The organism is Acinetobacter sp. YH12049, assembly GCF_013419875.1.
Lineage (GTDB): Bacteria > Pseudomonadota > Gammaproteobacteria > Pseudomonadales > Moraxellaceae > Acinetobacter > Acinetobacter amyesii.
Genome location: NZ_VOZH01000011.1, coordinates 40,412 through 61,560, shown reverse-complemented (window position 1 = coordinate 61,560; position 21,149 = coordinate 40,412). Strand labels below are relative to the sequence as shown.

Genomic DNA, 21,149 nt, shown 5'->3' with positions numbered 1-21,149 from the left:
TCGCAGGCAAAGTGAAATTAGAGATTGATCATTTGAATTGGAGATTGTGTTGTAAATTTAGATGCGCTGCTTGGTTGCAAGACATCGGCAAGTTTGTACTGATCGAGACTTTGATAAAACTGTTCTAAAGCTTGGTCTAAGATGCTTTTTAAACCACACTGACTGCGCAGTACGCAGGGTGGGTCGTTGCATTCAACAATCTGGTGATTACCTTGCAAAATTCGCACAATTTGACCGAGCTGAGCGTCAAGTGCTTCAGGGTTTAGGCGAATGCCGCCACCTTTGCCGCGGCTGGTGATTAACCAGTTTTGCTTTGCCATAAAATGCACAATTTTCACCAAGTGATTACGCGAAACGTGCAGGTCTTCTGCAATTTCAGCAATGTTATAAGGCACATCACGAGGACGTGCGATATAGAGCAAAATGCGTAATGCATAATCGGTGAATTTATTGAGTTGCATGATAATACTGTGAGTCTGAGAGAAATAAATAAGGGCTAGTCTAGCATAACTAAACTAACCCTTTGTATTTCAGGTGAATAGCTTAGTTAGTGTTTTACACCACCAGTGCCGAAAGCTTCGCTGTGAATATTGCTAGCAGGAATACCACGAGCAATTAAAGCTTTCTGTTGTTCAGCCATAAATGGCATTGGACCGCAAAGGTAATAATCCGCATTGATCGGTAACAGTGCAGTATCCATGCTGCCTAAGTCTAGACGACCAGCAGCATCATAATCTTCACCTAATTTATCATTAGCATGAGGGAACTCATACGCTGTAAAAGTGCTAAGACGTGGGTATTTTGCTTCCAAATCCTGAATGTGTTTATGCATTGCATGCACTTGTTTGCTACGGCAGGCATGGATAAAGGTTACAGGTTGTGGCATGTCTAAAGTCACCAACTGATTCAGCATCGCAATCATTGGTGTTAGACCTACACCACCACTGATAAAGACATTGCGTTTTTGTGAATCAATCAGGAAGAAATTACCTGTTGGTGCAGACACTTCGATTTCTGAACCGATCTCCAAGCCATGCAGTGTATTCGATACCCAACCTGGAACCAAGTCACCTTTCTGATCTTCACGTTTTACAGAGATACGTAAGTAGTTGTCTTGCGGGCTGGTCGACAGTGTATATTGACGTGGCTGTTTTAGGCCCAGCTCATCGACCAATACACGTACAGAGATGTACTGACCTGCTTCATATTTTGGTAAATCACCACCATCAGAAGGCTCAAGGTAGAATGAGGTGATTTCATCACTTTCAGCCACTTTTTTCGCGATTTTGAAATTACGCCAACCTAACCAACTGCCTTTAGTTTGCTGATGTTGCTCATAAATCGCTTTTTCAGTGCTGATAAACAAGTCTGCCAATTGTCCATATGCTGCTGCCCAAGCGGCAATCAGTGGATCTTCCATTGAAATGCTTAATACTTCACTGATCGAGTGCAGCAAATTTTCGCCGACAATATTATAGTCTGGCGCTTGAATGTTAAGACTCACATGTTTATGCGCAATTAATTCTACAACTGGTAAAAGTACAGATGGGTCCTCAATATTTTCAGCATAAGCCAATACAGCACCCGCCAAGGCTTGTGCCTGAGCACCGCTGCGCTGATGTCCCATGTTAAAGGTTTCTTTGAGGTCAGGGTTATTGCCCAACATACGATTATAGAAGTAACCAGTCAGCGCGACACCATTTTCACGTAGAACAGGAACAGTAGCTTTTACTAGGTCAATTTGCTGCGGAGTCATAGCTGATCTCTCATGGCTGTTATTTGTAAGATGTATTTAAAATACATTTTTAAATACATCCGCGCAATACATGTTTTAGTAAAAACCATAAAAAAATTATGGAATATAAAAAGATTCCATAAATTTGTACTTTTTAATTGGGCTTTTAGATTATTTCTTGCCGAAGATAGAACCTAAGAGGCCACGGATAATTTTCTGACCTGTCGACCCACCCAAGCTGCGTGCTGCACTTTTTGCAAAAGTTCCTACAGTGTCTTGAATCAGTTTTTCACGTTGTTTGGCTGAGCGCTCAGCTTCTTTTTGTTGTTCGCGTGTAAGGCGTTCTTGTTCACGCGCTTGCTGTTTAGCGAGTGCATCTGCTTCCTTGGCTTGTTGTTTGGCCAACGCTTCTTGTTCTTTGGCTTCTATTTTATCTTGTTCCGCTTGGACGGCTTGTTGTTGGCGCTCCGCCACTTTATTTTGTAAAAGTTCATAGGCACTTTCACGATCTGCTTCGGTGTCATACACACCTGCGACAACGCTATTTGCCATCAGAGCTTTGCGTTCTTCTACAGCAATTGGGCTAAATGAAGAGTAGGGTGGCATCACCCAAGCACGTTCAACAATTTGAGGTGTGCCTTGTTCATCTAGACAGCTAATCAGTGCTTCACCTACAGCCAGTTCCGTAATCACTTGATCGACTTTAAACGCAGGATTGGCTCGGAAAGTATCTGCTGCGGTTTTTACGGCTTTCTGATCTTTTGGGGTAAATGCACGTAGCGCATGCTGAACGCGGTTACCTAGTTGTCCTAAAACACTCTCGGGTAGGTCAAGTGGATTTTGCGTTACAAAGTAAATGCCGACACCTTTAGAGCGAATTAGACGAACCACTTGTTCAATCTTTTCTTGTAAAGCAGGGCTGGCATTATCAAACAATAAATGCGCTTCATCGAAGAAGAACACCAGTTTGGGTTTATCCATATCTCCAACTTCAGGCAATTGTTCAAACAGTTCTGACAGCATCCAAAGTAAGAAGGTCGCATAGAGCTTAGGGGTATTCATTAACTTGTCAGCGGCAAGCAGGTTGATGTTGCCACGACCTTGTGCATCCGTTTGAATGAAATCCATGATATTGAGCGCAGGCTCACCAAAGAACTTGTCACCACCTTGATCGGCCAATGCGAGCAAATTACGTTGAATTGCACCTAAGCTTGCAGGTGATAAATTGCCATATTCATTTTTAAATTCTGCTGCATGTTCACTGACGTAGCTGATCATGGCTTTTAAGTCTTTAAAGTCGATGAGCAATAAGCCCTGATCATCAGCAATACGAAAGACCGCAGATAACACGCCTTCTTGCGTGTCGTTTAAATTCAGAATTCGGGCAAGGAGAAGTGGACCAATTTCAGAAATGGTGGTGCGAATGGGATGTCCTTGTTCACCAAACAAATCCCAAAACACCACAGGGGAGGCAGCAAAAGGAATGCTCTCGATATTTAAACTTTTAATTCGTTCGTCAAACTTAGGATTGCTTTCACCTGCTTTGGCAAGGCTAGAAACATCCCCTTTGGCATCGGCTAAAAATACAGGTACACCCAGCCGAGAAAAACTTTCTGCCAACACCTTCAACGTCACTGTCTTACCAGTACCTGTGGCGCCAGCAATCAAACCATGGCGGTTTGCAAATTGTGAATGAAGCACCACATCTTGTGTGGTGTCTTGTGTTTTTTTGCCAATAATAATTGGTGTACCCATAGATGCTCCTGTATTTATTCGAGTTGCTGTTTATTTAAATGTTGTAGTGCGTTTTCTATATCTTGTATTAAATCTGCAGGATGTTCTAGTCCTATACAGAAGCGAACCAGTAAGCCGGCTTGAATATGTGAATGTTCGAGTACACGCATATCTTTTAAGTTATATAGCATGACTAAACTGACTGGGCCACCCCAGCTAAAACCGAGCTTAAATAGTTTAAGTGCATCACAAAAGCGGCGTACATCCTGCAGGCTATATTTTTCATTAAATACCACGCTGACCAAGCCGGCACTGTGTTGTTCTGTACAAATTTCTTTCCAATACTGATGTCCTGCGGAAGCTTCATCAGCAGGATGTAAAACCTGTACAAAGGCTGGTTGCTGTTTTAGCCAATTTAATAAAGTTAAAGCACTTTGTGACTGGTGTTCATAGCGCAGGCGCATTGAAGCCAAACTGCGTTGTACTTGCGCGGCGTCATCACCAGAGATACTAATGCCTTGAATAGCGTGCGCACGAAACAGTTTGTGATGAAGCTTTTTATCTCGTGTAATTACCGAACCCATCAAAATATCCCCGCCGCCACTTGGGTATTTGGTCAAGGCATGCACACTGATATCGACACTCAGATGCTCAGAACTGAAATCAAAAGCATTAAAGGCAAGTCCTGCGCCCCATGTATTGTCCAGTGCAGTGAGAATGTTATGTGCTTGGGCTTTTTTGACCAAGCCGACTAAATCTGGAAACTCTAAAGTGACAGAACCTGCTGCTTCTAACCAGATAAGCTTAGCTTGCGCTGAAGGGCTAAATGAATCGACATCAATCGGGTTATAAACCTTGACCACGATGCCATAGCGGGTTTCTAGGTTACGCAGATGTTCCATATTTGGGCCATAGATATTATCTGCGACCCACACTTCATCCCCTTGACTTAAAAAACATGAATTGACCAAATTAATTGCAGATAAACCGCTTGGTGCGAGTAAGTGATACAAGCCACCTTCAATCTGAGCAATCTGATCGCCTAGGGTAAATGTCGTGGGGGTGCCATGCGTTCCATAGCTATAGTCATAATCATCGGTCCAATGGCGATTAAATAGCGCATCTGTATTTTCGAAAATTATAGTGGATGCACGAAACAGGGGAGGTTGAACACTATTGATGTATTGCGGTGCCTTTCTTGGTGCATGAATGAGTTCGGTTTGAGGATTCTTTTTCACGTGGCGCTCTGAAATGATCAAAATAATAATGAATGTTCAAAAGAATACGACTAAAACACATGGTTTTACGATGCTTTTGTATAGAAAATTAAGTGAAAAGCAAAGTTGGCTTCATTCTTGCAAAACCGATATCAGAGCAACAACAATAGGTTTAGCGCATGAAGTCGCATTTAAAAGTACATTATTTTCAGCATATTGCTGGCGAAGGGTTCGGCAGTTGTTATGAATTTTTAAAACAGCATCAGGCCAAAATTACGGCCACAGAATTCTTTGCATTACCTGTCGATCAAACCTTAGATCTCGAGGCTTTGCCGCATGTTGAAGATGTCGATTTACTCATCATCATGGGTGGGACCATGAGCGTAAATGATGAGGCAAATTTCCCATGGTTAAAAATAGAAAAGCGTTGGCTGCGACGCTATTTGGCCCTCGGTAAACCCGCAATCGGGCTTTGTTTAGGTGGGCAATTGATTGCTAATGCTTTGGGCGGTGCAGTGAGTCGAAATGCACAACAAGAATTGGGTTGGACGACCATCCGTAAGGTCGCTAACGTACCGCATGACTGTTTCAAACTACCTGAAGAGTTTAAAGTCATGCAGTGGCACAGTGAAACATTTGAAATTCCCAAAGGAGCGGTATTACTGGCGGAAAATGATGTATGTCGTAATCAAATGTATCAAATCGGGCAAAATGTTTTGGGCTTTCAATTTCATCCTGAAATTACCCCTGAAGTACTCGATTTATTTTTGGAAAATGATGAAGAGGTGGCATTTTTTTCAGGAACATCTGTACAGCCAGTACATGATCTACGGAAAAGCGCAAAAAACAAATTTATTGAGGGAAATCAAATACTAAACCAAGCAATAGAGTATGTATTAAGAAAAAATGCCTATTGATTAAAAGTTAAGCAATTGATCTTGCATAAAAAATGAAAAATATAAGAAAAACAGCAAAAGAGATTTGCTTATGCATTAAACAATAGCTATAATGGGCGACCCTTTGATGAAGGGGGTTAGCTACGAATAAAGTAGTTAACATCGTGACAGTCGCGGCATCGATCGTGACCTTAGTGATATTTCACTGCTCTTGACACTTGCCTCTTTTAAAGTGGGGTGAGATGCGTCAAGGGTGATTCTTTATATATTTGGCTTGGAGTTAACTGGTATGTCTAACCAGAGAATTCGTATCCGTCTTAAGTCTTTTGATCACCGTCTAATTGATCAATCAGCTCAAGAAATCGTAGAAACAGCAAAACGTACTGGCGCACAAGTTTGTGGTCCAATCCCGATGCCTACACGTATCGAACGTTTTAACGTTTTAACATCACCACACGTTAACAAAGATGCGCGTGACCAATACGAGATCCGCACTTACAAACGTTTGATCGACATCGTTCAACCTACAGATAAAACTGTTGATGCATTGATGAAGTTAGATCTTGCAGCTGGTGTTGATGTTCAGATCGCTTTGGGTTAAGGCTTTCGGTTAATTAACGCTCTAAGTTAATTAGGCCGCTTTTTTAGAGGTTTATGCACATGGCTATTGGTTTAGTCGGTCGCAAGTGCGGTATGACACGTATCTTTACAGATGCTGGTGTTTCTGTACCTGTAACAGTGATTGAGGTTGATCCTAACCGCATCACACAAATCAAAACGCTTGAAACTGATGGTTATCAAGCGATTCAAATCACTACTGGTGAACGTCGCGAATCTCGCGTAACTAACGCTCAGAAAGGTCACTTCGCTAAAGCGGGTGTAGCTGCTGGTCGTCTAGTTCAAGAATTCCGCGCTACAGAAGCTGATCTTGAAGGTCGTGAAGTTGGCGGAACTATCGGTGTAGATGTGTTCACAGTGGGTCAAATTGTTGACGTTACTGGTACATCTAAAGGTAAAGGTTTCCAAGGTGGTGTTAAGCGTTGGAACTTCCGTACTCAAGACGCTACACATGGTAACTCTGTATCTCACCGTGTTATCGGTTCTACAGGTCAAAACCAGACTCCTGGTCGCGTGTTCAAAGGCAAAAAAATGCCTGGTCACTTAGGTGCTGAACGTGTAACTACACAGGGTCTTGAAATCGTTGCTATCGACGCAGAACGTTCAGTTCTAGTTGTTAAAGGTGCGGTTCCTGGTGCTACTGGTGGCGACGTTACTGTTCGTCCTACTATCAAGGCCTGAGGGGAAATAACGTGAATTTAAATACTGTTTCCGGCTCTGCTGTTGAGTTATCTGAAGTTGCGTTTGGTCGTGATTTTAACGAAGCTCTTGTACACCAAGTTGTTACAGCTTACTTAGCTGGTGGTCGTCAAGGTTCGAAAGCGCAAAAATCACGTGCTGACGTTTCTGGCGGTGGTAAAAAACCTTTCCGTCAAAAAGGTACTGGCCGCGCTCGTGCTGGTTCTATTCGTAGCCCAATCTGGGTTGGCGGTGGTAAAACTTTTGCTGCTCGTCCACAAGACTGGTCTCAAAAAGTAAACCGTAAAATGTATCGCGGTGCTATGCAATGCATCCTGGCTGAGCTTGTTCGTCAAGATCGCCTTGTTTTAGTTGAAGAGATTGCTGTTGCAGCTCCAAAAACTAAAGAATTGCTTGCAAAACTTAACGACTTGAATGCACCTCGTGCATTAATCGTTACAGATGCTGTTGATGAGAACTTGTATCTTGCTGCTCGCAACATTCCACACGTTGATGTGGTTGATGCTGCTGCAATCGATCCTGTTAGCTTGATCGCGTTCGATAAAGTTGTTATGTCTGTTGCTGCTGCTAAGAAAATTGAGGTAGAACTCGGATGAACAACGAACGTATCTATCAAGTCCTACAAGGACCTGTATTCTCAGAAAAAGCACAAGTTTTAGGTGAAACTGCTGGTGTTCAAGTGTTCAAAGTTGCACTAGATGCAAACAAACTTGAAATCAAAAAAGCTGTTGAGCAACTATTTGGTGTTCAAGTTGTTAAAGTTAACACAACGATCACTAAAGGTAAGACTAAACGCTTTGGTAAAACATTAGGACGTCGTTCTGATGTTAAAAAAGCATACGTCACCCTGAAAGCTGGCCAAGATGTTGAAATGGCTGACTTGGGCGATACCGCTGAAAACGCAGCGGAATAAGGACGAAAATTATGCCGATTCAAAAATGTAAGCCAACGTCTCCAGGACGTCGCTTTGTAGAGAAAGTGGTTCATAACCACCTTCACAAAGGCGCGCCATATGCTCCGTTGGTTGAAGCTAAAAAACGTACTGGCGGTCGTAATAACAACGGTCACATTACAACTCGTCACGTTGGTGGTGGTCATAAACAGCACTACCGTATCGTAGACTTCAAACGTAACAAAGACAGCATCCCTGCTGTAGTTGAGCGTATTGAATACGATCCAAACCGTACAGCTCATATTGCTTTATTGAAATATGCTGACGGTGAACGTCGCTATATTATTGCACCTAAAGGCCTTCGCGCTGGTGATCAAGTTCAATCTGGTAACGATGCTCCAATCCGTCCAGGTAACTGCTTGCCACTTCGCAACATGCCTATCGGTTCTACTCTTCACAACATCGAGCTTAAAATCGGTAAAGGCGCACAATTAGTACGTTCTGCTGGTACATCTGCTCAATTGTTGGGTCGTGACGGTTCTTACGCTATTATTCGTCTTCGTTCAGGCGAAATGCGTAAAGTACACGTTGAATGCCGTGCTGTGTTAGGTGAAGTTTCTAACTCAGAAAGCAACCTTCGTTCACTTGGTAAAGCAGGTGCATCACGCTGGCGTGGCGTTCGTCCTACCGTACGTGGTATGGCGATGAACCCAGTAGACCATCCACATGGTGGTGGTGAAGGACGTAACAAAGGTATTCAACCTGTAAGTCCATGGGGTCAAAAAGCTAAAGGGTACAAAACACGTACCAACAAGCGTACGACTAAGATGATCATTCGCGACCGTCGCGTTAAGTAACAAGTAAAGGAATCTGACAATGCCTCGTTCTCTGAAAAAAGGCCCATTCGTCGATGCGCACTTGTTCGCTAAGGTTGAAGCGGCTATCGCGGCTAATAACCGTAAGCCGATCAAAACTTGGTCGCGTCGTTCGATGATCTTACCGGATTTTGTTGGTCTAACAATTTCTGTACACAATGGCCGTAACCATGTTCCAGTGATCGTATCTGAGCATATGGTTGGTCATAAATTAGGTGAATTCGCGCCAACTCGTACCTATCGTGGTCACGGTGTTGACAAGAAGTCTAAACGTTAATAGGTGCTATGATGGAAGTAACTGCTAAATTACGCGGTGCCGCTATCTCGGCACAAAAAGCACGTTTGGTTGCAGACCTAATTCGCGGCAAATCTGTTGCGCATGCTTTAAATATCTTAAACTTCAGCAACAAAAAAGCTGCAGTTTTAGTTAAAAAAGCATTGGAATCTGCGATTGCAAACGCTGAACACAATAACAGTTTAGATGTAGACGACCTTAAAGTTTCTACGATCTACGTTGATGAAGGCATGAGCCTGAAACGTATTTTGCCACGTGCTAAAGGCCGTGCAGATCGTATTACTAAGCGTACTTGTCACATTACCGTTAAGGTAGGGGTTTGATATGGGTCAGAAGGTTCATCCAATCGGTATCCGCCTAGGTGTTGTGAAACGTCATAACGCTAACTGGTATGCGAATCCGAAACAATATGCTGAATATTTGCTAAAAGATCTTCAAGTTCGTGAGTTTTTAACTAAAAAACTTAAGAATGCGATGGTAAGCAATATTCTTATCGAACGCCCTACAGGCGCAGCTAAAGTAACTATTAGCACTGCACGTCCTGGTATCGTGATCGGTAAAAAAGGCGAAGACATTGAGAAATTACAACGCGAATTAACAGCCATTATGGGTGTTCCTGCGCAAGTAAGTATCAACGAAATCGATCGCCCAGATTTAGACGCTCGTTTAGTTGCTGAAGCAATCGCTTCTCAATTAGAAAAACGTGTAATGTTCCGTCGTGCTATGAAGCGTGCGGTTCAAAACTCTATGCGTGCTGGTGCTAAAGGTATCAAAGTAGAAGTTTCAGGCCGTCTAGGTGGTGCTGAGATTGCTCGTACTGAATGGTATCGTGAAGGTCGTGTACCTCTTCATACTCTTCGTGCTGACATCGACTATGCTACTATGCGTGCTGAGACTACTTACGGTACGATCGGCGTTAAAGTATGGATCTTCCGTGGTGAGATCTTGGGCGGCATGAAACAAGTCATGAACCCAGCTCCAGCTGAAGAACGTCCAGCTAAACGTGGTCGTGGTCGTGGTGAAGGTCAAGAGCGTCGTGGTCGTCGCAATGATCGTTCTGCTGAAAAAGGAGAATAATCCATGTTACAACCTAAACGTACTAAATTCCGTAAAGTGCAAAAAGGCCGTAACACTGGTCTAGCACATCGCGGTAGCTCAGTATCTTTTGGTACTATTGCACTTAAATCAATTGAACGTGGTCAAATGACTGCACGTCAAATTGAAGCAGCGCGTCGTACAATCAGCCGTCGTATTAAACGTGGTGGTAAGATCTTTATCCGTGTTTTCCCAGACAAACCAATTACTGAAAAACCATTAGAAGTTCGTATGGGTAAAGGTAAAGGTTCTGTGGAATACTGGGTTTGCCAAATCAAACCAGGTAAAGTCTTGTACGAAATTGATGGTGTTAACGAAGAACTTGCTCGCGAAGCATTTACGCTTGCTGCTGCAAAACTTCCGTTTAAAACCACTATCGTGACTCGGACGGTAATGTAATGAAAACTAATGATCTACGTGAAAAGTCGGTAGAAGAGTTGACAGCTTTGCTTGATGAGCAACAGCTTAACCAATTCCGTCTTCGTATGGCGAAAGCAACTGGTCAATTGGGTAAATCGCACGAAGTTGCGCTTACTCGTAAAACTATTGCTCGTATTAAGACACTCCTAACCGAAAAACAGGGGAACGGACAATGAGTGAACAAACAGTTCGCACGTTAACCGGTAAAGTAGTTAGCGACAAGATGGACAAGTCTATCGTTGTTCTTATCGAACGCCGCGTTCAACACCCGTTGTATGGCAAATCAATCCGCCGTTCAACTAAATTACACGCTCATGATGAAAACAATGTTGCTAAAGTTGGTGACGTAGTAAGCATCAAAGAAAGCCGCCCAATTTCTAAAACTAAGTCTTGGACTTTAGTTGAAGTTGTTGAAGCTGCTGCTGAGTAATTAAACGTTCTTGCATCATCGGTCAATTTCGAGTACTCTTTGAGCCTTTCGAAATTGCGACCGGTGATGCTCGGTTTTGGAGTAGGGCAATGATTCAAACCGAAAGTATGCTAGACGTAGCAGACAACAGTGGTGCTCGCCGCGTACAATGTATTAAAGTACTTGGTGGTTCACATCGTCGTTATGCTTCTGTTGGCGACATTATTAAAGTTACTGTAAAAGAAGCTATTCCACGCGCACGTGTTAAAAAAGGTGACGTGATGAATGCTGTAGTTGTACGTACAAAATTCGGCATCCGTCGTGCAGATGGTTCAGTTATTCGTTTCGACGATAACGCAGCTGTTATTTTGAACAACAACAAAGCGCCGATTGCAACTCGTATTTTCGGACCAGTGACTCGTGAACTTCGTACTGAACAGTTCATGAAAATTATTTCATTGGCTCCTGAAGTTCTATAAGAGGCACTCATGGCTAAGATTAAAAAGGGCGATCAAGTAATTGTGATCGCAGGTAAAGAAAAAGGCAAACAAGGTACTGTTTTGTCTGTTTCAAATGACCGTGTTAAGGTTGAAGGCCTTAACTTGGTAACGAAGCATCAAAAGCCTAACCGAGCTACTGGCGCTGAAGGCGGCATCGTAACTCAAGAAGCTGAGCTTCATATCTCTAACGTGGCAATTTTTAATGCTACAACCCAAAAGGCTGACCGTGTTGGTTACCAAGTGATTGAAGGCGTGAAAACTCGCGTATTCAAATCTAATGGTGAATCAGTGGCGGTAGCGAAGTAATAGGTTGACTAGGCAATGGCCAGACTTAAAACGCGTTACAACGACGAACTTAAGGCTCAATTAAAAGAAACATTGGGCGTTAAGAATGTGATGGATATTCCTCGCATTACAAAAATCACCATCAACATGGGTGTTGGTGCTGCATCAGCTGACAAGAAATTGTTAGATGGCGCTCTTTCTGATATGCAAGCAATTGCTGGTCAAAAACCAGTACTTACTTTAGCTCGTAAATCTATCGCTGGTTTCAAAATCCGTGATGGTTGGCCGATCGGCTGTAAAGTTACTTTACGCGGCGAACGTATGTACGAATTCTTAGACCGTTTGATCTCTATCGCGATCCCTCGTATCCGTGACTTCCGTGGTTTCTCTGCGAAATCATTCGATGGTCGTGGTAACTACTCAATGGGTCTTAAGGAACAAATCATGTTCCCTGAAATCGATTTTGATAAGATTGATCGTATTCGTGGTATGGACATTACCATCACTACGACTGCTCGCACCGATGACGAAGGCCGTGCGCTTATGCGTGCATTCGGCTTCCCGTTCAAATAAGAGGTCGATATGGCTAAGAAAGGTATGATTAATCGCGAATTGAAACGCGAAGCTACTGTTGCTAAATACGCTGCGAAACGTGCTGAATTAAAAGCAATTATCGCAAACGTTAATGCATCAGACGAAGAACGTTTCGAAGCGATGATGAAATTTCAAGCATTACCACGTAATGCGTCTCCAGTACGTCTACGTAACCGTTGTGGTTTAACTGGTCGTCCTCATGGTTACTTCCGTAAGTTCGGCTTAAGCCGTAACAAATTACGTGAAACAGTAATGCAAGGTGATGTACCGGGCGTTGTTAAGGCAAGCTGGTAAGGAGCACTATAAATGAGTATGCAAGATACCGTTGCCGACATGCTAACACGTGTTCGTAACGCACAAATGGCAAAGAAACAAACTGTTTCTATGCCAAACTCAAAGTTGAAAGTTGCGATTGCTAACGTACTTCAACAAGAAGGTTATATCGCTGATGTAGCTGTTGCTGACAATGAAGGCAAAGCGACTTTAACGATTACTTTAAAATATTTCGAAGGCAAACCAGTTATCGATACTGTGAAACGCGTAAGCCGTCCTGGTCTACGTCAATATCGCGGTAAAGATGCACTTCCTAGCGTTAAGCAAGGTTTAGGTATTGCAATTGTTTCTACAAGCAAAGGCATCATGACTGATCGCGCTGCACGTGCTGCAGGTATCGGTGGTGAAGTTATTGCTTTTGTTTCTTAATAGGTGATTCCTCATGTCTCGTGTGGCTAAAGCCCCAGTAACTGTACCTAACGGTGTTACAGTTACTCAGAACGGCCGGCAGGTCGAAGTGAAAGGCAGCAAAGGTACATTGTCTTTCAACCTGCATGCGCTGGTCGAGCTAAAACAGGAAGACGGTACTCTAGTTATTGCTCCTAAAGCTGAATCTAAAGATGCTTGGATGCAAGCTGGTACTGCTCGCGCTGTGCTTAACAACCTTGTAAAAGGTGTTAACGAAGGTTTCGAACGTAAGTTACAGCTTATCGGTGTTGGTTATAAAGCTGCGGTTAAAGGTAACATTGTTAACCTTAACCTTGGTTTCTCTCACCCGATCGACTACAACCTTCCTGAAGGTGTAACTGCAGAAACTCCTACTGCAACTGAAATTGTACTTAAATCAGCTGATAAAGCTAAATTAGGTCAAGTTGCTGCAGAAATCCGTGGTTACCGTCCGCCAGAGCCTTATAAAGGTAAAGGTGTTCGTTATTCTGACGAAGTTGTACTTCGTAAAGAAGCTAAGAAGAAATAAGGCGCGAGGTTCTTATGAACGAAAAGAAACAATCCCGTTTGCGTCGTGCGAAAAGCACACGCTTGCACATCCGTGCATTGGGTGCGACTCGTTTGTGTGTAAACCGCACTCCGCGTCACATCTATGCTCAAGTTATCTCTGCAGATGGTGGCAAAGTATTAGCGCAAGCTTCTACTTTAGACGCTACTCTACGTGCTGGTACTACTGGTAACGTTGAATCGGCTCAGAAAGTTGGTGCTTTAATTGCAGAACGTGCTAAAGCGGCTGGTGTAACTAAAGTTGCATTTGACCGTTCTGGTTTCAAATATCATGGTCGTATCAAAGCCTTGGCTGATGCTGCTCGTGAAAACGGCTTGGAGTTCTAATCATGGCTAAAGTTGAACAAAACGAAGGTCTTGTTGAAAAGCTGGTTGCCGTTGATCGTGTAGCCAAAGTTGTTAAGGGTGGTCGTATCTTCTCTTTCACAGCATTAACTGTTGTGGGTGATGGTAATGGTCGCGTAGGTTTTGGTCGTGGTAAAGCACGTGAAGTTCCAGCTGCTATTTCTAAAGCACTTGAAGCTGCTCGTCGCAACATGATTACTGTTGACCTTGTTGACGGTACTGTTCAGCACCCTATCAATGCTCGTCACGGTGCAAGCCGCGTTTACATGCAACCTGCTTCTGAAGGTACTGGTGTAATTGCTGGTGGCGCTATGCGTGCAGTTTTAGAAGCTGTAGGTGTACGTAACGTATTAACTAAGTGTTATGGTTCTACTAACGCTGCTAACGTAGTAAACGCAACTTTTAACGGTTTGCGTGATATGACTTCTCCTGAGAAAGTTGCTGCGAAACGTGGTTTATCAGTAGCACAAATTCAAGGGTAATCAATCATGAAAACGATTAAAGTTACCCAGACTAAATCTTCATCGCACCGCTTGAAAAATCACAAGCTTAGCCTTAAAGGTTTAGGTCTGCGTCGTATTGGTCATACAGTTGAAGTGCAAGATACGCCTTCTAACCGTGGTATGATCAACCAAGTTTACTATATGGTTAGTGTAGAGGAATAAGCCATGACTCTGCGTTTAAATACAATTGCACCTGCAGAAGGTGCTAAGCGTGACAACCTTCGTTTAGGCCGTGGTATCGGTTCTGGCGTTGGTAAGACTGGTGGCCGTGGTGTCAAAGGTCAAAACTCACGTAAGAGCGGTGGTACACGTCCTGGTTTCGAAGGTGGTCAAACTGCGTTATACCGTCGTTTACCTAAATTCGGTTTCACTAGCCAAATGGCTTTGAAAACTGCTGAAGTACGTTTATCAGAACTTGCTAAAGTTGAAGGCGACATCGTGTCTCTTGAAACTTTAAAAGCTGCTAACGTTGTACGTAAAGATATGTTGCGTGCACGCATCGTACTTTCTGGTGAAATTACTCGTGCATTCACTGTTCAAGGTGTTGCATTGACTAAAGGCGCTAAAGCTGCTGTTGAAGCTGCTGGCGGTAAAGTCGAGGAGTAATCCCCAGTGTCTATGACTCCTAGTTCGACAGGTCATGTTAACATGATGAAAGGCCAACCTTTTCATGTGAAATATCGTGAAATTATTCGCCGTATGATGTTCCTCATCGGGGCGTTGTTGGTTTTTCGACTGGGAGCACATATTCCAGTACCGGGCATTAACAATGCCGCACTAGAGAATCTGTTTAATGCAAACCAAGGTACGATCCTTGGTTTGTTTAACATGTTCTCAGGTGGTGCATTAGAGCGTATGTCAATTCTTGCTCTTGGGATTATGCCGTATATCTCTGCATCGATTATCGTGCAGTTAATGTCTACGGTTGTTCCTTCGCTGGAAGCTTTAAAGAAAGAAGGCGAACAAGGTAAGCGTAAGATCAATCAATATACGCGACAAGGCACATTGTTTCTTGCACTTGTGCAAGCCGTTGGGATGTGTGCAGGTCTGATTAGTCAAAATATTACTTTGACTAGTGGACTTGCTTTTTACGTTCCTGCTGTAACTTCTTTGGTTGCAGGTACAATGTTCCTGATGTGGTTAGGTGAGCAAATTACTGAGCGTGGAGTAGGGAATGGTATTTCCATGATCATCTTCGCTGGTATCGTTGCTGGTTTGCCGAACTTGATTCTGCAATCTTTAACCTCAGTAGATAATGGCCAATCAAGTTTAATTGGTCTTGCAATCTTTGCATTGCTATCTGTTGCAGTGTTAGCAGCAATTGTGTTTATTGAGAAGGCGCAGCGTCGCATTCCAGTAAACTATGCTCAAAAACAGCAAGGTCGTCGTGTATTTACTGCTCAGCAAACACATTTGCCATTAAAAATTAATATGGCGGGTGTGATTCCTGCAATTTTTGCGAGTTCATTGCTATTGTTCCCAGCGAGCTTAGGGCAATGGGTTGGCAGTGCAGACCCAAATGCTGGCGTGATTAAACGTGGCCTACAAGATTTGGCACTCGTATTGTCGCCGGGTCAACCGATGTATTTGGTGCTATTTGGCGCATTAATTATCTTCTTCTGTTACTTCTATACTGCGCTAGTATTTAGCCCGAAAGAAGTGTCAGAGAATTTAAAACGTAGTGGTGCTTATGTGCCGGGTATTCGTCCTGGTGAGCAAACTGCACGCTATTTAGATCATATTTTGAATCGTTTGACTTTTATTGGCGCGGTTTATATCACAATCATCTGTTTAATGCCGATGATTCTACAAAGCTCATTTGGTATTCCATTTAGCTTAGGTGGTACGTCTTTACTGATCGTAGTGGTGGTGGTGATGGACTTTATGGCTCAGCTCCAAGCTCATCTCACATCGCATCAATATGACAATCAATCGTTAATGCGTAAAACGACTGCTCATCCGAAAGGATAAGCGCACTTAGAGGTTTCATTATGAAAGTTCAAGCTTCTGTAAAGAAAATTTGTGGTAGCTGTAAAGTTATCCGTCGTAATGGGGTTATTCGCGTAATTTGCAGCGCAGAACCTCGTCATAAGCAGCGTCAAGGTTAATCTGATCAAGACCTGTTGATTTCAGTAGGCTAATTAGGTTATTATCCGCCCCTCAAAGATTTTGTCGGGCGGTTGATTATCTTAACTGCCTTTTTGGAGAAAATTGAATGGCTCGTATTGCCGGTGTAAACATTCCGGATAACAAGCATGCTGTTATCTCTCTAACGTACATTTTTGGTATTGGTCGCCACACTGCAAAAGCTATCTTAGCTGCTGCTGGTATTGCACCAACAACTAAAATTCGTGAATTAGATGACGCTCAGCTTGATGCGATTCGTGCAGAAGTTACTAAGGTTCCTACCGAAGGTGATTTACGTCGCGAAATTTCCATGAACATTAAACGTTTAATGGATTTAGGCTGCTACCGCGGTCTTCGTCATCGTCGCAGCTTGCCTGTCCGTGGTCAACGCACCAAAACTAACGCACGTACCCGTAAAGGTCCGCGCAAACCTATTAAGAAATAAGATTTCTGGAAGCTAAAAGATGGCTAAAGATACTCGCACACGCAAGAAGGTCACTCGTACCGTCTCTGAAGGTGTTGCACACATTCACGCTTCTTTTAATAACACCATTGTGACTATTACCGATCGTCAAGGTAATGCACTGGCTTGGGCTACCTCTGGTGGACAAGGCTTCCGTGGATCACGTAAATCAACTCCGTTTGCTGCTCAGGTAGCTGCTGAAGTTGCTGGTAAAGCTGCTTTAGATTACGGTTTGAAAAACTTGGACGTCCTTGTAAAAGGTCCTGGTCCAGGTCGTGAATCTGCGGTTCGTGCTTTAGGTGCAGTGGGTTATAAAATTAACAGCATTACCGATGTGACGCCAATCCCGCACAACGGTTGCCGTCCACCTAAAAAACGTCGCGTGTAAGGAGAAACATTCATGGCTCGTTATATTGGTCCAAAATGCAAACTCTCTCGCCGCGAAGGGACAGACCTGCAATTAAAATCTGGCGTTAAACCATTTGACGTCAAAACAAAAAAAGCTGCTAAAGCACCTGGCCAACATGGTGGCGCTCGTGGCGGCAAACAATCTGAGTACTCACTACAATTACGTGAAAAACAAAAAGTACGTCGTATGTACGGTGTTTTAGAGCGTCAATTTAGTAACTACTACAAAGAAGCTGCTCGTGTTAAAGGCGCAACAGGTGAAAACTTGTTGAAACTTCTTGAAAGCCGTCTAGATAACGTTGTTTATCGCATGGGTTTTGGTTCTACACGTGCAGAAGCTCGTCAGCTTGTATCTCACCGTTCAATCACTTTAAATGGTCGTCGTGTTAATATCGCGTCTATCCAAGTTAAAGCTGGTGACGTTGTTGCAGTTCACGAAGGTGCTAAACAACAATTGCGTATCAAAAACGCAGTTGAGTTAGCGACTCAACGTGGCATTCCATCTTGGATTGAAATTGATCATTCTAAATTGGAAGGTACGTTCAAAGCTGCACCAGATCGCTCTGATTTACCTGCTGAAATCAACGAAAGCTTGATTGTAGAATTGTATTCTAAATAATCCTTGAGGTAGCAATAATGACGCGTACTGCAAATGAGTTTCTAACTCCGCAAGCGATCAAGGTCGAAGCGGCAAGCGGGACCTCGGCAAAAGTTATTCTAGAACCATTAGAGCGTGGCTTTGGTCATACTCTTGGTAATGCTTTACGTCGTATCCTTTTGTCTTCTTTACCTGGCGCAGCCGTGGTTGAAGTAGAGATTGAAGGTGTCGAGCACGAGTACAGTACTTTGGAAGGCTTGCAGCAGGACATCGTCGAGCTCTTGCTGAACCTAAAAGGATTGTCTATTAAGCTGTTCGATCAAAATGAAGCTTATCTGACATTGGAAAAACAAGGTCCTGGCGACGTTACAGCCGCTGACCTTCGTTTACCACACAATGTTGAAGTGGTTAACCCTGAACATTTGATCGGTACTTTAAGTGCTTCTGGCTCATTAAAAATGCGCCTGAAAGTTTCTCAAGGTCGTGGTTATGAGACTTCTGATTCACGCTTCCCTGAAGGCGAAACTCGCCCAGTGGGTCGTTTACAATTAGATGCTTCTTACAGCCCAATCAAACGTGTGTCTTATACAGTGGAAAACGCTCGTGTAGAACAACGTACTGACCTTGATAAACTGATCATTGATCTTGAAACCAACGGTACTGTTGATCCTGAAGAAGCAATCCGCAAAGCGGCAACAATCTTGCAACAACAAATTGCAATTTTTGTTGATCTTCAGAAAGATCAAGCACCAGTTGCTCAAGAGCCTCGTGAAGAAGTTGATCCGATTTTGCTTCGTCCAGTAGATGATCTAGAGCTTACTGTTCGTTCTGCTAACTGTTTGAAAGCAGAAAATATTTACTACATTGGCGATCTTGTTCAACGTACTGAAGTTGAGTTGCTTAAAACTCCTAACTTAGGTAAAAAATCGTTGACTGAGATTAAAGATGTTCTGGCATCGAAAGGCTTGCAATTGGGCATGCGTTTAGAGAACTGGCCACCGGCTAGCCTCCGCATGGACGATCGCTTTGCTTATCGTAGCCGTTAATTAAGTAGGACTATCACCATGCGTCATCGTAATAGTGGTGTGAAATTAGGCCGTACAAGCAGTCATCGTAAAGCGATGTTCCAAAACATGGCTAATTCTTTGTTCGAACACGAGTTAATTAAAACTACTGTTCCTAAAGCAAAAGAATTACGTCGTGTTGCTGAGCCTTTAATCACTTTAGCTAAAGTCGATTCTGTAGCAAACCGTCGTTTAGCGTTTGCTCGTACTCGTTCAGCTGCAACTGTTGGTAAATTATTTACCGTTCTTGGCCCTCGTTACAAAGAACGTAACGGCGGTTATCTACGTGTTCTTAAAGCGGGCTTCCGTGCAGGTGATGCTGCACCGATGGCTTACGTTGAGCTAGTAGATCGCGAAGTTAACTAATTTCGTGAAGAGCAGCGTACGTTGTTCTAAAAAAGGTCGGTTTTTAACCGACCTTTTTTAATGCCTGCAGTTTTGTATTGGCTGTATATTGTTAGACAATAATTCAATTTGTCCTTAAAAGATAAAAATAAATCGCCTTTTGCTTAAACTTGACATTGTGCATTGTCAAAAATGTGATTTAATAAATATAAATCTAAGATAGGTTAAAAGAACAACATGGAAAAACAAGTTGATATTCTCATTGTGGGTGCAGGGATCTCAGGTGTAGGTTTGGCTGCTCATCTTTCAAAAAATTGTCCTAATCGTTCATTTGAAATTATTGAACGTCGTGAAAGTTTTGGTGGTACATGGGATCTTTTTAAATATCCGGGTATTCGTTCTGATTCGGACATGTCAACTTTTGGCTTTAATTTTAAGCCGTGGAAAAAATCTAGTGTGCTTGCTGATGGGTCTTCGATTAAAGGCTACCTTTCTGAAGTGATTGACGAATATAAGATCAAAGAAAAAATTCATTTTCAGCAGCGTGTTATGAGTGCGAACTACGATTCACAAACTCGTAAATGGTCTGTGGTCATAGAAGATTCAAAAAAGAAACAGCAAACTTGGGTCGCAAACTTCGTTTTTGGTTGTACCGGTTATTATAATTATGACCAAGGTTTCCAACCTGAGTTTAAAGGGCAGGAAATCTTTAAAGGTACCTTCATTCATCCACAACATTGGCCTGAAAATTTTAATTATGCAGGCAAAAAAGTGGTGATTATTGGTAGTGGCGCAACAGCAATTACCCTTGTGCCAGCTATGGCAAAAGGCGGTGCAGGGCATGTGACTATGCTACAGCGCTCTCCGACCTATATTGCCTCAGTGCCTTCTATTGACATCATTTACAACAAAATGCGTAAAGTATTACCTGAAGATGTTGCTTATAAACTGACCCGAGCACGAAATATCGGTGTCCAACGGGCTGTTTATGCTATTGCACAAAAGCAACCTAAATTACTCCGTAAATTTTTATTAAAATCAATTGAGTTGCAGTTGAAAGGTAAAGTGGATATGAAGCACTTTACCCCAGATTACAATCCTTGGGATCAGCGCCTTTGTGTGGTGCCAGATGGTGATTTGTTTAAAATTTTACGCGAAGGCCGTGCATCTGTTGAAACCGATCAAATTGAAAGTTTTACTGAAAATGGCATTCAATTGAAATCAGGTAAACATCTTGATGCAGATGTGGTGATTTCAGCTACAGGTCTCAACATTCAAATTTTAGGTGGCATCAGTGCCACAATCGATGGTCAGCCATTAAATACCTCTAAGCATATGCTGTACCGTGGTGTCATGGTCAGTGATGTACCAAATATGGCGATGATTATTGGCTATATTAATGCTTCATGGACATTAAAAGTCGATATTGCTTCTGAATACATCTGTAAATTGATTAACTATATGGATCAAAATGGTTATAACCAAGTGATTCCACAAGGCGATGCGACCGAGTTGTTAGAAGATACAGTAATGGGAAGCTTGACTTCAGGCTATATTGCACGTGCAGCAGATGTGATGCCAAAACAGGGTAAACATGCACCGTGGAAAGTCAGCAATAACTATTTGGCAGATCGTAAAGAATTAAAGCATGCTTCATTTGAAGATGGGGTGCTGAAATTTGAAAAAAAGTCTGATCAACTAGCGGCTAAACCCAGATTAGTTTCTTAAGTCAGTTACATAAAAAA

General features: G+C 42.9%; 34 protein-coding genes. 30 read left to right on the top strand and 4 right to left on the bottom strand.

Going from position 1 to position 21,149, the window contains the following annotated elements; genetic code table 11:
* Positions 1–17: 17 nt before the first annotated feature.
* From FTU05_RS06640 to FTU05_RS06625, 4 genes are all read right to left on the bottom strand, one after another.
* On the bottom strand, positions 18–461 hold the full coding sequence (locus FTU05_RS06640) for an Rrf2 family transcriptional regulator (RefSeq protein WP_078189285.1): 444 nt from the start codon (positions 459–461) through the stop codon (positions 18–20).
* An 86-nt stretch (positions 462–547) separates the two neighbouring features.
* Positions 548–1,756, bottom strand: coding sequence for an NO-inducible flavohemoprotein (hmpA, locus tag FTU05_RS06635; protein WP_078192460.1), 1,209 nt, complete (start codon positions 1,754–1,756; stop codon positions 548–550).
* Positions 1,757–1,906: 150 nt separating this feature from the next.
* Entirely contained in the window at positions 1,907–3,490 is a 1,584-nt protein-coding gene (locus FTU05_RS06630) for a helicase HerA-like domain-containing protein (protein ID WP_180064818.1), read from the bottom strand.
* Between the two features lie 14 nt (positions 3,491–3,504).
* Complete coding sequence (locus FTU05_RS06625) at positions 3,505–4,707, bottom strand: PLP-dependent transferase (protein ID WP_180164672.1); 1,203 nt, start codon at positions 4,705–4,707, stop codon at positions 3,505–3,507.
* Positions 4,708–4,865: 158 nt separating this feature from the next.
* Here FTU05_RS06625 and FTU05_RS06620 point away from each other — a divergent pair, with 158 nt between their 5' ends.
* From FTU05_RS06620 to FTU05_RS06475, 30 genes are all read left to right on the top strand, one after another.
* Positions 4,866–5,603 carry a type 1 glutamine amidotransferase gene (locus FTU05_RS06620; RefSeq protein WP_180164670.1) on the top strand — a complete coding sequence of 246 codons (738 nt, stop codon included), beginning with the start codon at positions 4,866–4,868 and terminating at the stop codon, positions 5,601–5,603.
* A gap of 268 nt (positions 5,604–5,871) precedes the next feature.
* Positions 5,872–6,183: a 30S ribosomal protein S10 gene (gene rpsJ, locus FTU05_RS06615; protein WP_000070912.1), complete on the top strand. Its 312-nt coding sequence runs from the start codon at positions 5,872–5,874 to the stop codon at positions 6,181–6,183.
* Between the two features lie 59 nt (positions 6,184–6,242).
* Entirely contained in the window at positions 6,243–6,881 is a 639-nt protein-coding gene (gene rplC, locus FTU05_RS06610) for a 50S ribosomal protein L3 (protein WP_078189280.1), read from the top strand.
* A gap of 11 nt (positions 6,882–6,892) precedes the next feature.
* Positions 6,893–7,495: a 50S ribosomal protein L4 gene (gene rplD / locus FTU05_RS06605; protein WP_078189279.1), complete on the top strand. Its 603-nt coding sequence runs from the start codon at positions 6,893–6,895 to the stop codon at positions 7,493–7,495.
* Complete coding sequence (gene rplW, locus FTU05_RS06600) at positions 7,492–7,812, top strand: 50S ribosomal protein L23 (RefSeq protein ID WP_005012992.1); 321 nt, start codon at positions 7,492–7,494, stop codon at positions 7,810–7,812. Before rplD ends, rplW begins: the two co-directional genes overlap by 4 nt.
* An 11-nt stretch (positions 7,813–7,823) precedes the next feature.
* The gene (gene rplB, locus FTU05_RS06595; protein ID WP_078189278.1) at positions 7,824–8,648 is read left to right on the top strand and encodes a 50S ribosomal protein L2; all 825 of its coding nucleotides are present in this window, start codon (positions 7,824–7,826) and stop codon (positions 8,646–8,648) included.
* Between the two features lie 19 nt (positions 8,649–8,667).
* Entirely contained in the window at positions 8,668–8,943 is a 276-nt protein-coding gene (gene rpsS, locus FTU05_RS06590; protein WP_004281508.1) for a 30S ribosomal protein S19, read from the top strand.
* Between the two features lie 11 nt (positions 8,944–8,954).
* On the top strand, positions 8,955–9,284 hold the full coding sequence (gene rplV, locus FTU05_RS06585; protein WP_035265103.1) for a 50S ribosomal protein L22: 330 nt from the start codon (positions 8,955–8,957) through the stop codon (positions 9,282–9,284).
* A gap of 1 nt (position 9,285) precedes the next feature.
* Positions 9,286–10,038: a 30S ribosomal protein S3 gene (rpsC, locus tag FTU05_RS06580; protein WP_078189277.1), complete on the top strand. Its 753-nt coding sequence runs from the start codon at positions 9,286–9,288 to the stop codon at positions 10,036–10,038.
* Between the two features lie 3 nt (positions 10,039–10,041).
* Positions 10,042–10,455 (top strand): 50S ribosomal protein L16, encoded by a 414-nt coding sequence (rplP, locus tag FTU05_RS06575; protein WP_078189276.1) that lies wholly within the window; start codon positions 10,042–10,044, stop codon positions 10,453–10,455.
* Positions 10,455–10,652, top strand: a complete 198-nt coding sequence (rpmC, locus tag FTU05_RS06570; RefSeq protein ID WP_005012982.1) for a 50S ribosomal protein L29 — start codon at positions 10,455–10,457, stop codon at positions 10,650–10,652. Before rplP ends, rpmC begins: the two co-directional genes overlap by 1 nt.
* Entirely contained in the window at positions 10,649–10,906 is a 258-nt protein-coding gene (gene rpsQ, locus FTU05_RS06565) for a 30S ribosomal protein S17 (RefSeq protein WP_078189275.1), read from the top strand. Before rpmC ends, rpsQ begins: the two co-directional genes overlap by 4 nt.
* A gap of 89 nt (positions 10,907–10,995) precedes the next feature.
* Positions 10,996–11,364, top strand: a complete 369-nt coding sequence (gene rplN, locus FTU05_RS06560) for a 50S ribosomal protein L14 (RefSeq protein ID WP_005012978.1) — start codon at positions 10,996–10,998, stop codon at positions 11,362–11,364.
* A 9-nt stretch (positions 11,365–11,373) separates the two neighbouring features.
* A complete protein-coding gene (gene rplX / locus FTU05_RS06555) occupies positions 11,374–11,691 on the top strand; it encodes a 50S ribosomal protein L24 (protein ID WP_078189274.1) in 318 nt (105 codons plus the stop codon).
* 15 nt (positions 11,692–11,706) lie between these two features.
* Positions 11,707–12,243 (top strand): 50S ribosomal protein L5, encoded by a 537-nt coding sequence (rplE, locus tag FTU05_RS06550; protein WP_067762907.1) that lies wholly within the window; start codon positions 11,707–11,709, stop codon positions 12,241–12,243.
* 9 nt (positions 12,244–12,252) lie between these two features.
* On the top strand, positions 12,253–12,558 hold the full coding sequence (gene rpsN / locus FTU05_RS06545) for a 30S ribosomal protein S14 (protein WP_067762906.1): 306 nt from the start codon (positions 12,253–12,255) through the stop codon (positions 12,556–12,558).
* A 12-nt stretch (positions 12,559–12,570) separates the two neighbouring features.
* On the top strand, positions 12,571–12,966 hold the full coding sequence (rpsH, locus tag FTU05_RS06540) for a 30S ribosomal protein S8 (RefSeq protein WP_078189273.1): 396 nt from the start codon (positions 12,571–12,573) through the stop codon (positions 12,964–12,966).
* Between the two features lie 13 nt (positions 12,967–12,979).
* The gene (gene rplF, locus FTU05_RS06535; protein WP_078189272.1) at positions 12,980–13,513 is read left to right on the top strand and encodes a 50S ribosomal protein L6; all 534 of its coding nucleotides are present in this window, start codon (positions 12,980–12,982) and stop codon (positions 13,511–13,513) included.
* A gap of 14 nt (positions 13,514–13,527) precedes the next feature.
* Positions 13,528–13,878, top strand: coding sequence for a 50S ribosomal protein L18 (gene rplR / locus FTU05_RS06530; protein WP_067762903.1), 351 nt, complete (start codon positions 13,528–13,530; stop codon positions 13,876–13,878).
* Between the two features lie 2 nt (positions 13,879–13,880).
* Positions 13,881–14,378, top strand: coding sequence for a 30S ribosomal protein S5 (gene rpsE, locus FTU05_RS06525; protein WP_067762902.1), 498 nt, complete (start codon positions 13,881–13,883; stop codon positions 14,376–14,378).
* A gap of 6 nt (positions 14,379–14,384) precedes the next feature.
* Positions 14,385–14,561 (top strand): 50S ribosomal protein L30, encoded by a 177-nt coding sequence (rpmD, locus tag FTU05_RS06520; RefSeq protein ID WP_005012961.1) that lies wholly within the window; start codon positions 14,385–14,387, stop codon positions 14,559–14,561.
* Between the two features lie 3 nt (positions 14,562–14,564).
* Complete coding sequence (gene rplO, locus FTU05_RS06515; protein WP_078189271.1) at positions 14,565–15,005, top strand: 50S ribosomal protein L15; 441 nt, start codon at positions 14,565–14,567, stop codon at positions 15,003–15,005.
* A 45-nt stretch (positions 15,006–15,050) separates the two neighbouring features.
* On the top strand, positions 15,051–16,370 hold the full coding sequence (gene secY / locus FTU05_RS06510) for a preprotein translocase subunit SecY (protein ID WP_180164712.1): 1,320 nt from the start codon (positions 15,051–15,053) through the stop codon (positions 16,368–16,370).
* Between the two features lie 20 nt (positions 16,371–16,390).
* Positions 16,391–16,507 (top strand): 50S ribosomal protein L36, encoded by a 117-nt coding sequence (rpmJ, locus tag FTU05_RS06505; protein ID WP_000867907.1) that lies wholly within the window; start codon positions 16,391–16,393, stop codon positions 16,505–16,507.
* A gap of 107 nt (positions 16,508–16,614) precedes the next feature.
* On the top strand, positions 16,615–16,971 hold the full coding sequence (rpsM, locus tag FTU05_RS06500) for a 30S ribosomal protein S13 (protein WP_078189269.1): 357 nt from the start codon (positions 16,615–16,617) through the stop codon (positions 16,969–16,971).
* 19 nt (positions 16,972–16,990) lie between these two features.
* Complete coding sequence (rpsK, locus tag FTU05_RS06495; RefSeq protein WP_001040166.1) at positions 16,991–17,377, top strand: 30S ribosomal protein S11; 387 nt, start codon at positions 16,991–16,993, stop codon at positions 17,375–17,377.
* Positions 17,378–17,389: 12 nt separating this feature from the next.
* Positions 17,390–18,016: a 30S ribosomal protein S4 gene (gene rpsD, locus FTU05_RS06490; RefSeq protein ID WP_078192454.1), complete on the top strand. Its 627-nt coding sequence runs from the start codon at positions 17,390–17,392 to the stop codon at positions 18,014–18,016.
* Positions 18,017–18,033: 17 nt separating this feature from the next.
* A complete protein-coding gene (locus tag FTU05_RS06485) occupies positions 18,034–19,041 on the top strand; it encodes a DNA-directed RNA polymerase subunit alpha (protein ID WP_004650465.1) in 1,008 nt (335 codons plus the stop codon).
* 18 nt (positions 19,042–19,059) lie between these two features.
* Positions 19,060–19,425, top strand: coding sequence for a 50S ribosomal protein L17 (gene rplQ / locus FTU05_RS06480; protein WP_005012953.1), 366 nt, complete (start codon positions 19,060–19,062; stop codon positions 19,423–19,425).
* Positions 19,426–19,641: 216 nt separating this feature from the next.
* Positions 19,642–21,132 (top strand): NAD(P)/FAD-dependent oxidoreductase, encoded by a 1,491-nt coding sequence (locus FTU05_RS06475; RefSeq protein ID WP_180164668.1) that lies wholly within the window; start codon positions 19,642–19,644, stop codon positions 21,130–21,132.
* The last annotated feature ends 17 nt before the right edge of the window (positions 21,133–21,149 follow it).

Coding starts and splice junctions, on each gene's coding strand:
- rpsK (WP_001040166.1), top strand. CDS start 16,991: ATGGCTAAAGATACTCGCACACGCAAGAAGGTCACTCGTACCGTCTCT.
- rplX (WP_078189274.1), top strand. CDS start 11,374: ATGGCTAAGATTAAAAAGGGCGATCAAGTAATTGTGATCGCAGGTAAA.
- FTU05_RS06620 (WP_180164670.1), top strand. CDS start 4,866: ATGAAGTCGCATTTAAAAGTACATTATTTTCAGCATATTGCTGGCGAA.
- rpsC (WP_078189277.1), top strand. CDS start 9,286: ATGGGTCAGAAGGTTCATCCAATCGGTATCCGCCTAGGTGTTGTGAAA.
- FTU05_RS06475 (WP_180164668.1), top strand. CDS start 19,642: ATGGAAAAACAAGTTGATATTCTCATTGTGGGTGCAGGGATCTCAGGT.
- rpsQ (WP_078189275.1), top strand. CDS start 10,649: ATGAGTGAACAAACAGTTCGCACGTTAACCGGTAAAGTAGTTAGCGAC.
- FTU05_RS06630 (WP_180064818.1), bottom strand. CDS start 3,490: ATGGGTACACCAATTATTATTGGCAAAAAAACACAAGACACCACACAA.
- rplP (WP_078189276.1), top strand. CDS start 10,042: ATGTTACAACCTAAACGTACTAAATTCCGTAAAGTGCAAAAAGGCCGT.
- rplN (WP_005012978.1), top strand. CDS start 10,996: ATGATTCAAACCGAAAGTATGCTAGACGTAGCAGACAACAGTGGTGCT.
- rplV (WP_035265103.1), top strand. CDS start 8,955: ATGGAAGTAACTGCTAAATTACGCGGTGCCGCTATCTCGGCACAAAAA.
- rpsE (WP_067762902.1), top strand. CDS start 13,881: ATGGCTAAAGTTGAACAAAACGAAGGTCTTGTTGAAAAGCTGGTTGCC.
- rpsM (WP_078189269.1), top strand. CDS start 16,615: ATGGCTCGTATTGCCGGTGTAAACATTCCGGATAACAAGCATGCTGTT.
- rpsH (WP_078189273.1), top strand. CDS start 12,571: ATGAGTATGCAAGATACCGTTGCCGACATGCTAACACGTGTTCGTAAC.
- rpmC (WP_005012982.1), top strand. CDS start 10,455: ATGAAAACTAATGATCTACGTGAAAAGTCGGTAGAAGAGTTGACAGCT.
- rpmJ (WP_000867907.1), top strand. CDS start 16,391: ATGAAAGTTCAAGCTTCTGTAAAGAAAATTTGTGGTAGCTGTAAAGTT.
- rplQ (WP_005012953.1), top strand. CDS start 19,060: ATGCGTCATCGTAATAGTGGTGTGAAATTAGGCCGTACAAGCAGTCAT.
- rpmD (WP_005012961.1), top strand. CDS start 14,385: ATGAAAACGATTAAAGTTACCCAGACTAAATCTTCATCGCACCGCTTG.
- rplO (WP_078189271.1), top strand. CDS start 14,565: ATGACTCTGCGTTTAAATACAATTGCACCTGCAGAAGGTGCTAAGCGT.
- FTU05_RS06640 (WP_078189285.1), bottom strand. CDS start 461: ATGCAACTCAATAAATTCACCGATTATGCATTACGCATTTTGCTCTAT.
- rpsN (WP_067762906.1), top strand. CDS start 12,253: ATGGCTAAGAAAGGTATGATTAATCGCGAATTGAAACGCGAAGCTACT.
- secY (WP_180164712.1), top strand. CDS start 15,051: ATGAAAGGCCAACCTTTTCATGTGAAATATCGTGAAATTATTCGCCGT.
- rplR (WP_067762903.1), top strand. CDS start 13,528: ATGAACGAAAAGAAACAATCCCGTTTGCGTCGTGCGAAAAGCACACGC.
- rpsS (WP_004281508.1), top strand. CDS start 8,668: ATGCCTCGTTCTCTGAAAAAAGGCCCATTCGTCGATGCGCACTTGTTC.
- hmpA (WP_078192460.1), bottom strand. CDS start 1,756: ATGACTCCGCAGCAAATTGACCTAGTAAAAGCTACTGTTCCTGTTCTA.
- FTU05_RS06485 (WP_004650465.1), top strand. CDS start 18,034: ATGACGCGTACTGCAAATGAGTTTCTAACTCCGCAAGCGATCAAGGTC.
- rplC (WP_078189280.1), top strand. CDS start 6,243: ATGGCTATTGGTTTAGTCGGTCGCAAGTGCGGTATGACACGTATCTTT.
- rpsJ (WP_000070912.1), top strand. CDS start 5,872: ATGTCTAACCAGAGAATTCGTATCCGTCTTAAGTCTTTTGATCACCGT.
- rplW (WP_005012992.1), top strand. CDS start 7,492: ATGAACAACGAACGTATCTATCAAGTCCTACAAGGACCTGTATTCTCA.
- rplF (WP_078189272.1), top strand. CDS start 12,980: ATGTCTCGTGTGGCTAAAGCCCCAGTAACTGTACCTAACGGTGTTACA.
- rpsD (WP_078192454.1), top strand. CDS start 17,390: ATGGCTCGTTATATTGGTCCAAAATGCAAACTCTCTCGCCGCGAAGGG.
- rplB (WP_078189278.1), top strand. CDS start 7,824: ATGCCGATTCAAAAATGTAAGCCAACGTCTCCAGGACGTCGCTTTGTA.
- rplE (WP_067762907.1), top strand. CDS start 11,707: ATGGCCAGACTTAAAACGCGTTACAACGACGAACTTAAGGCTCAATTA.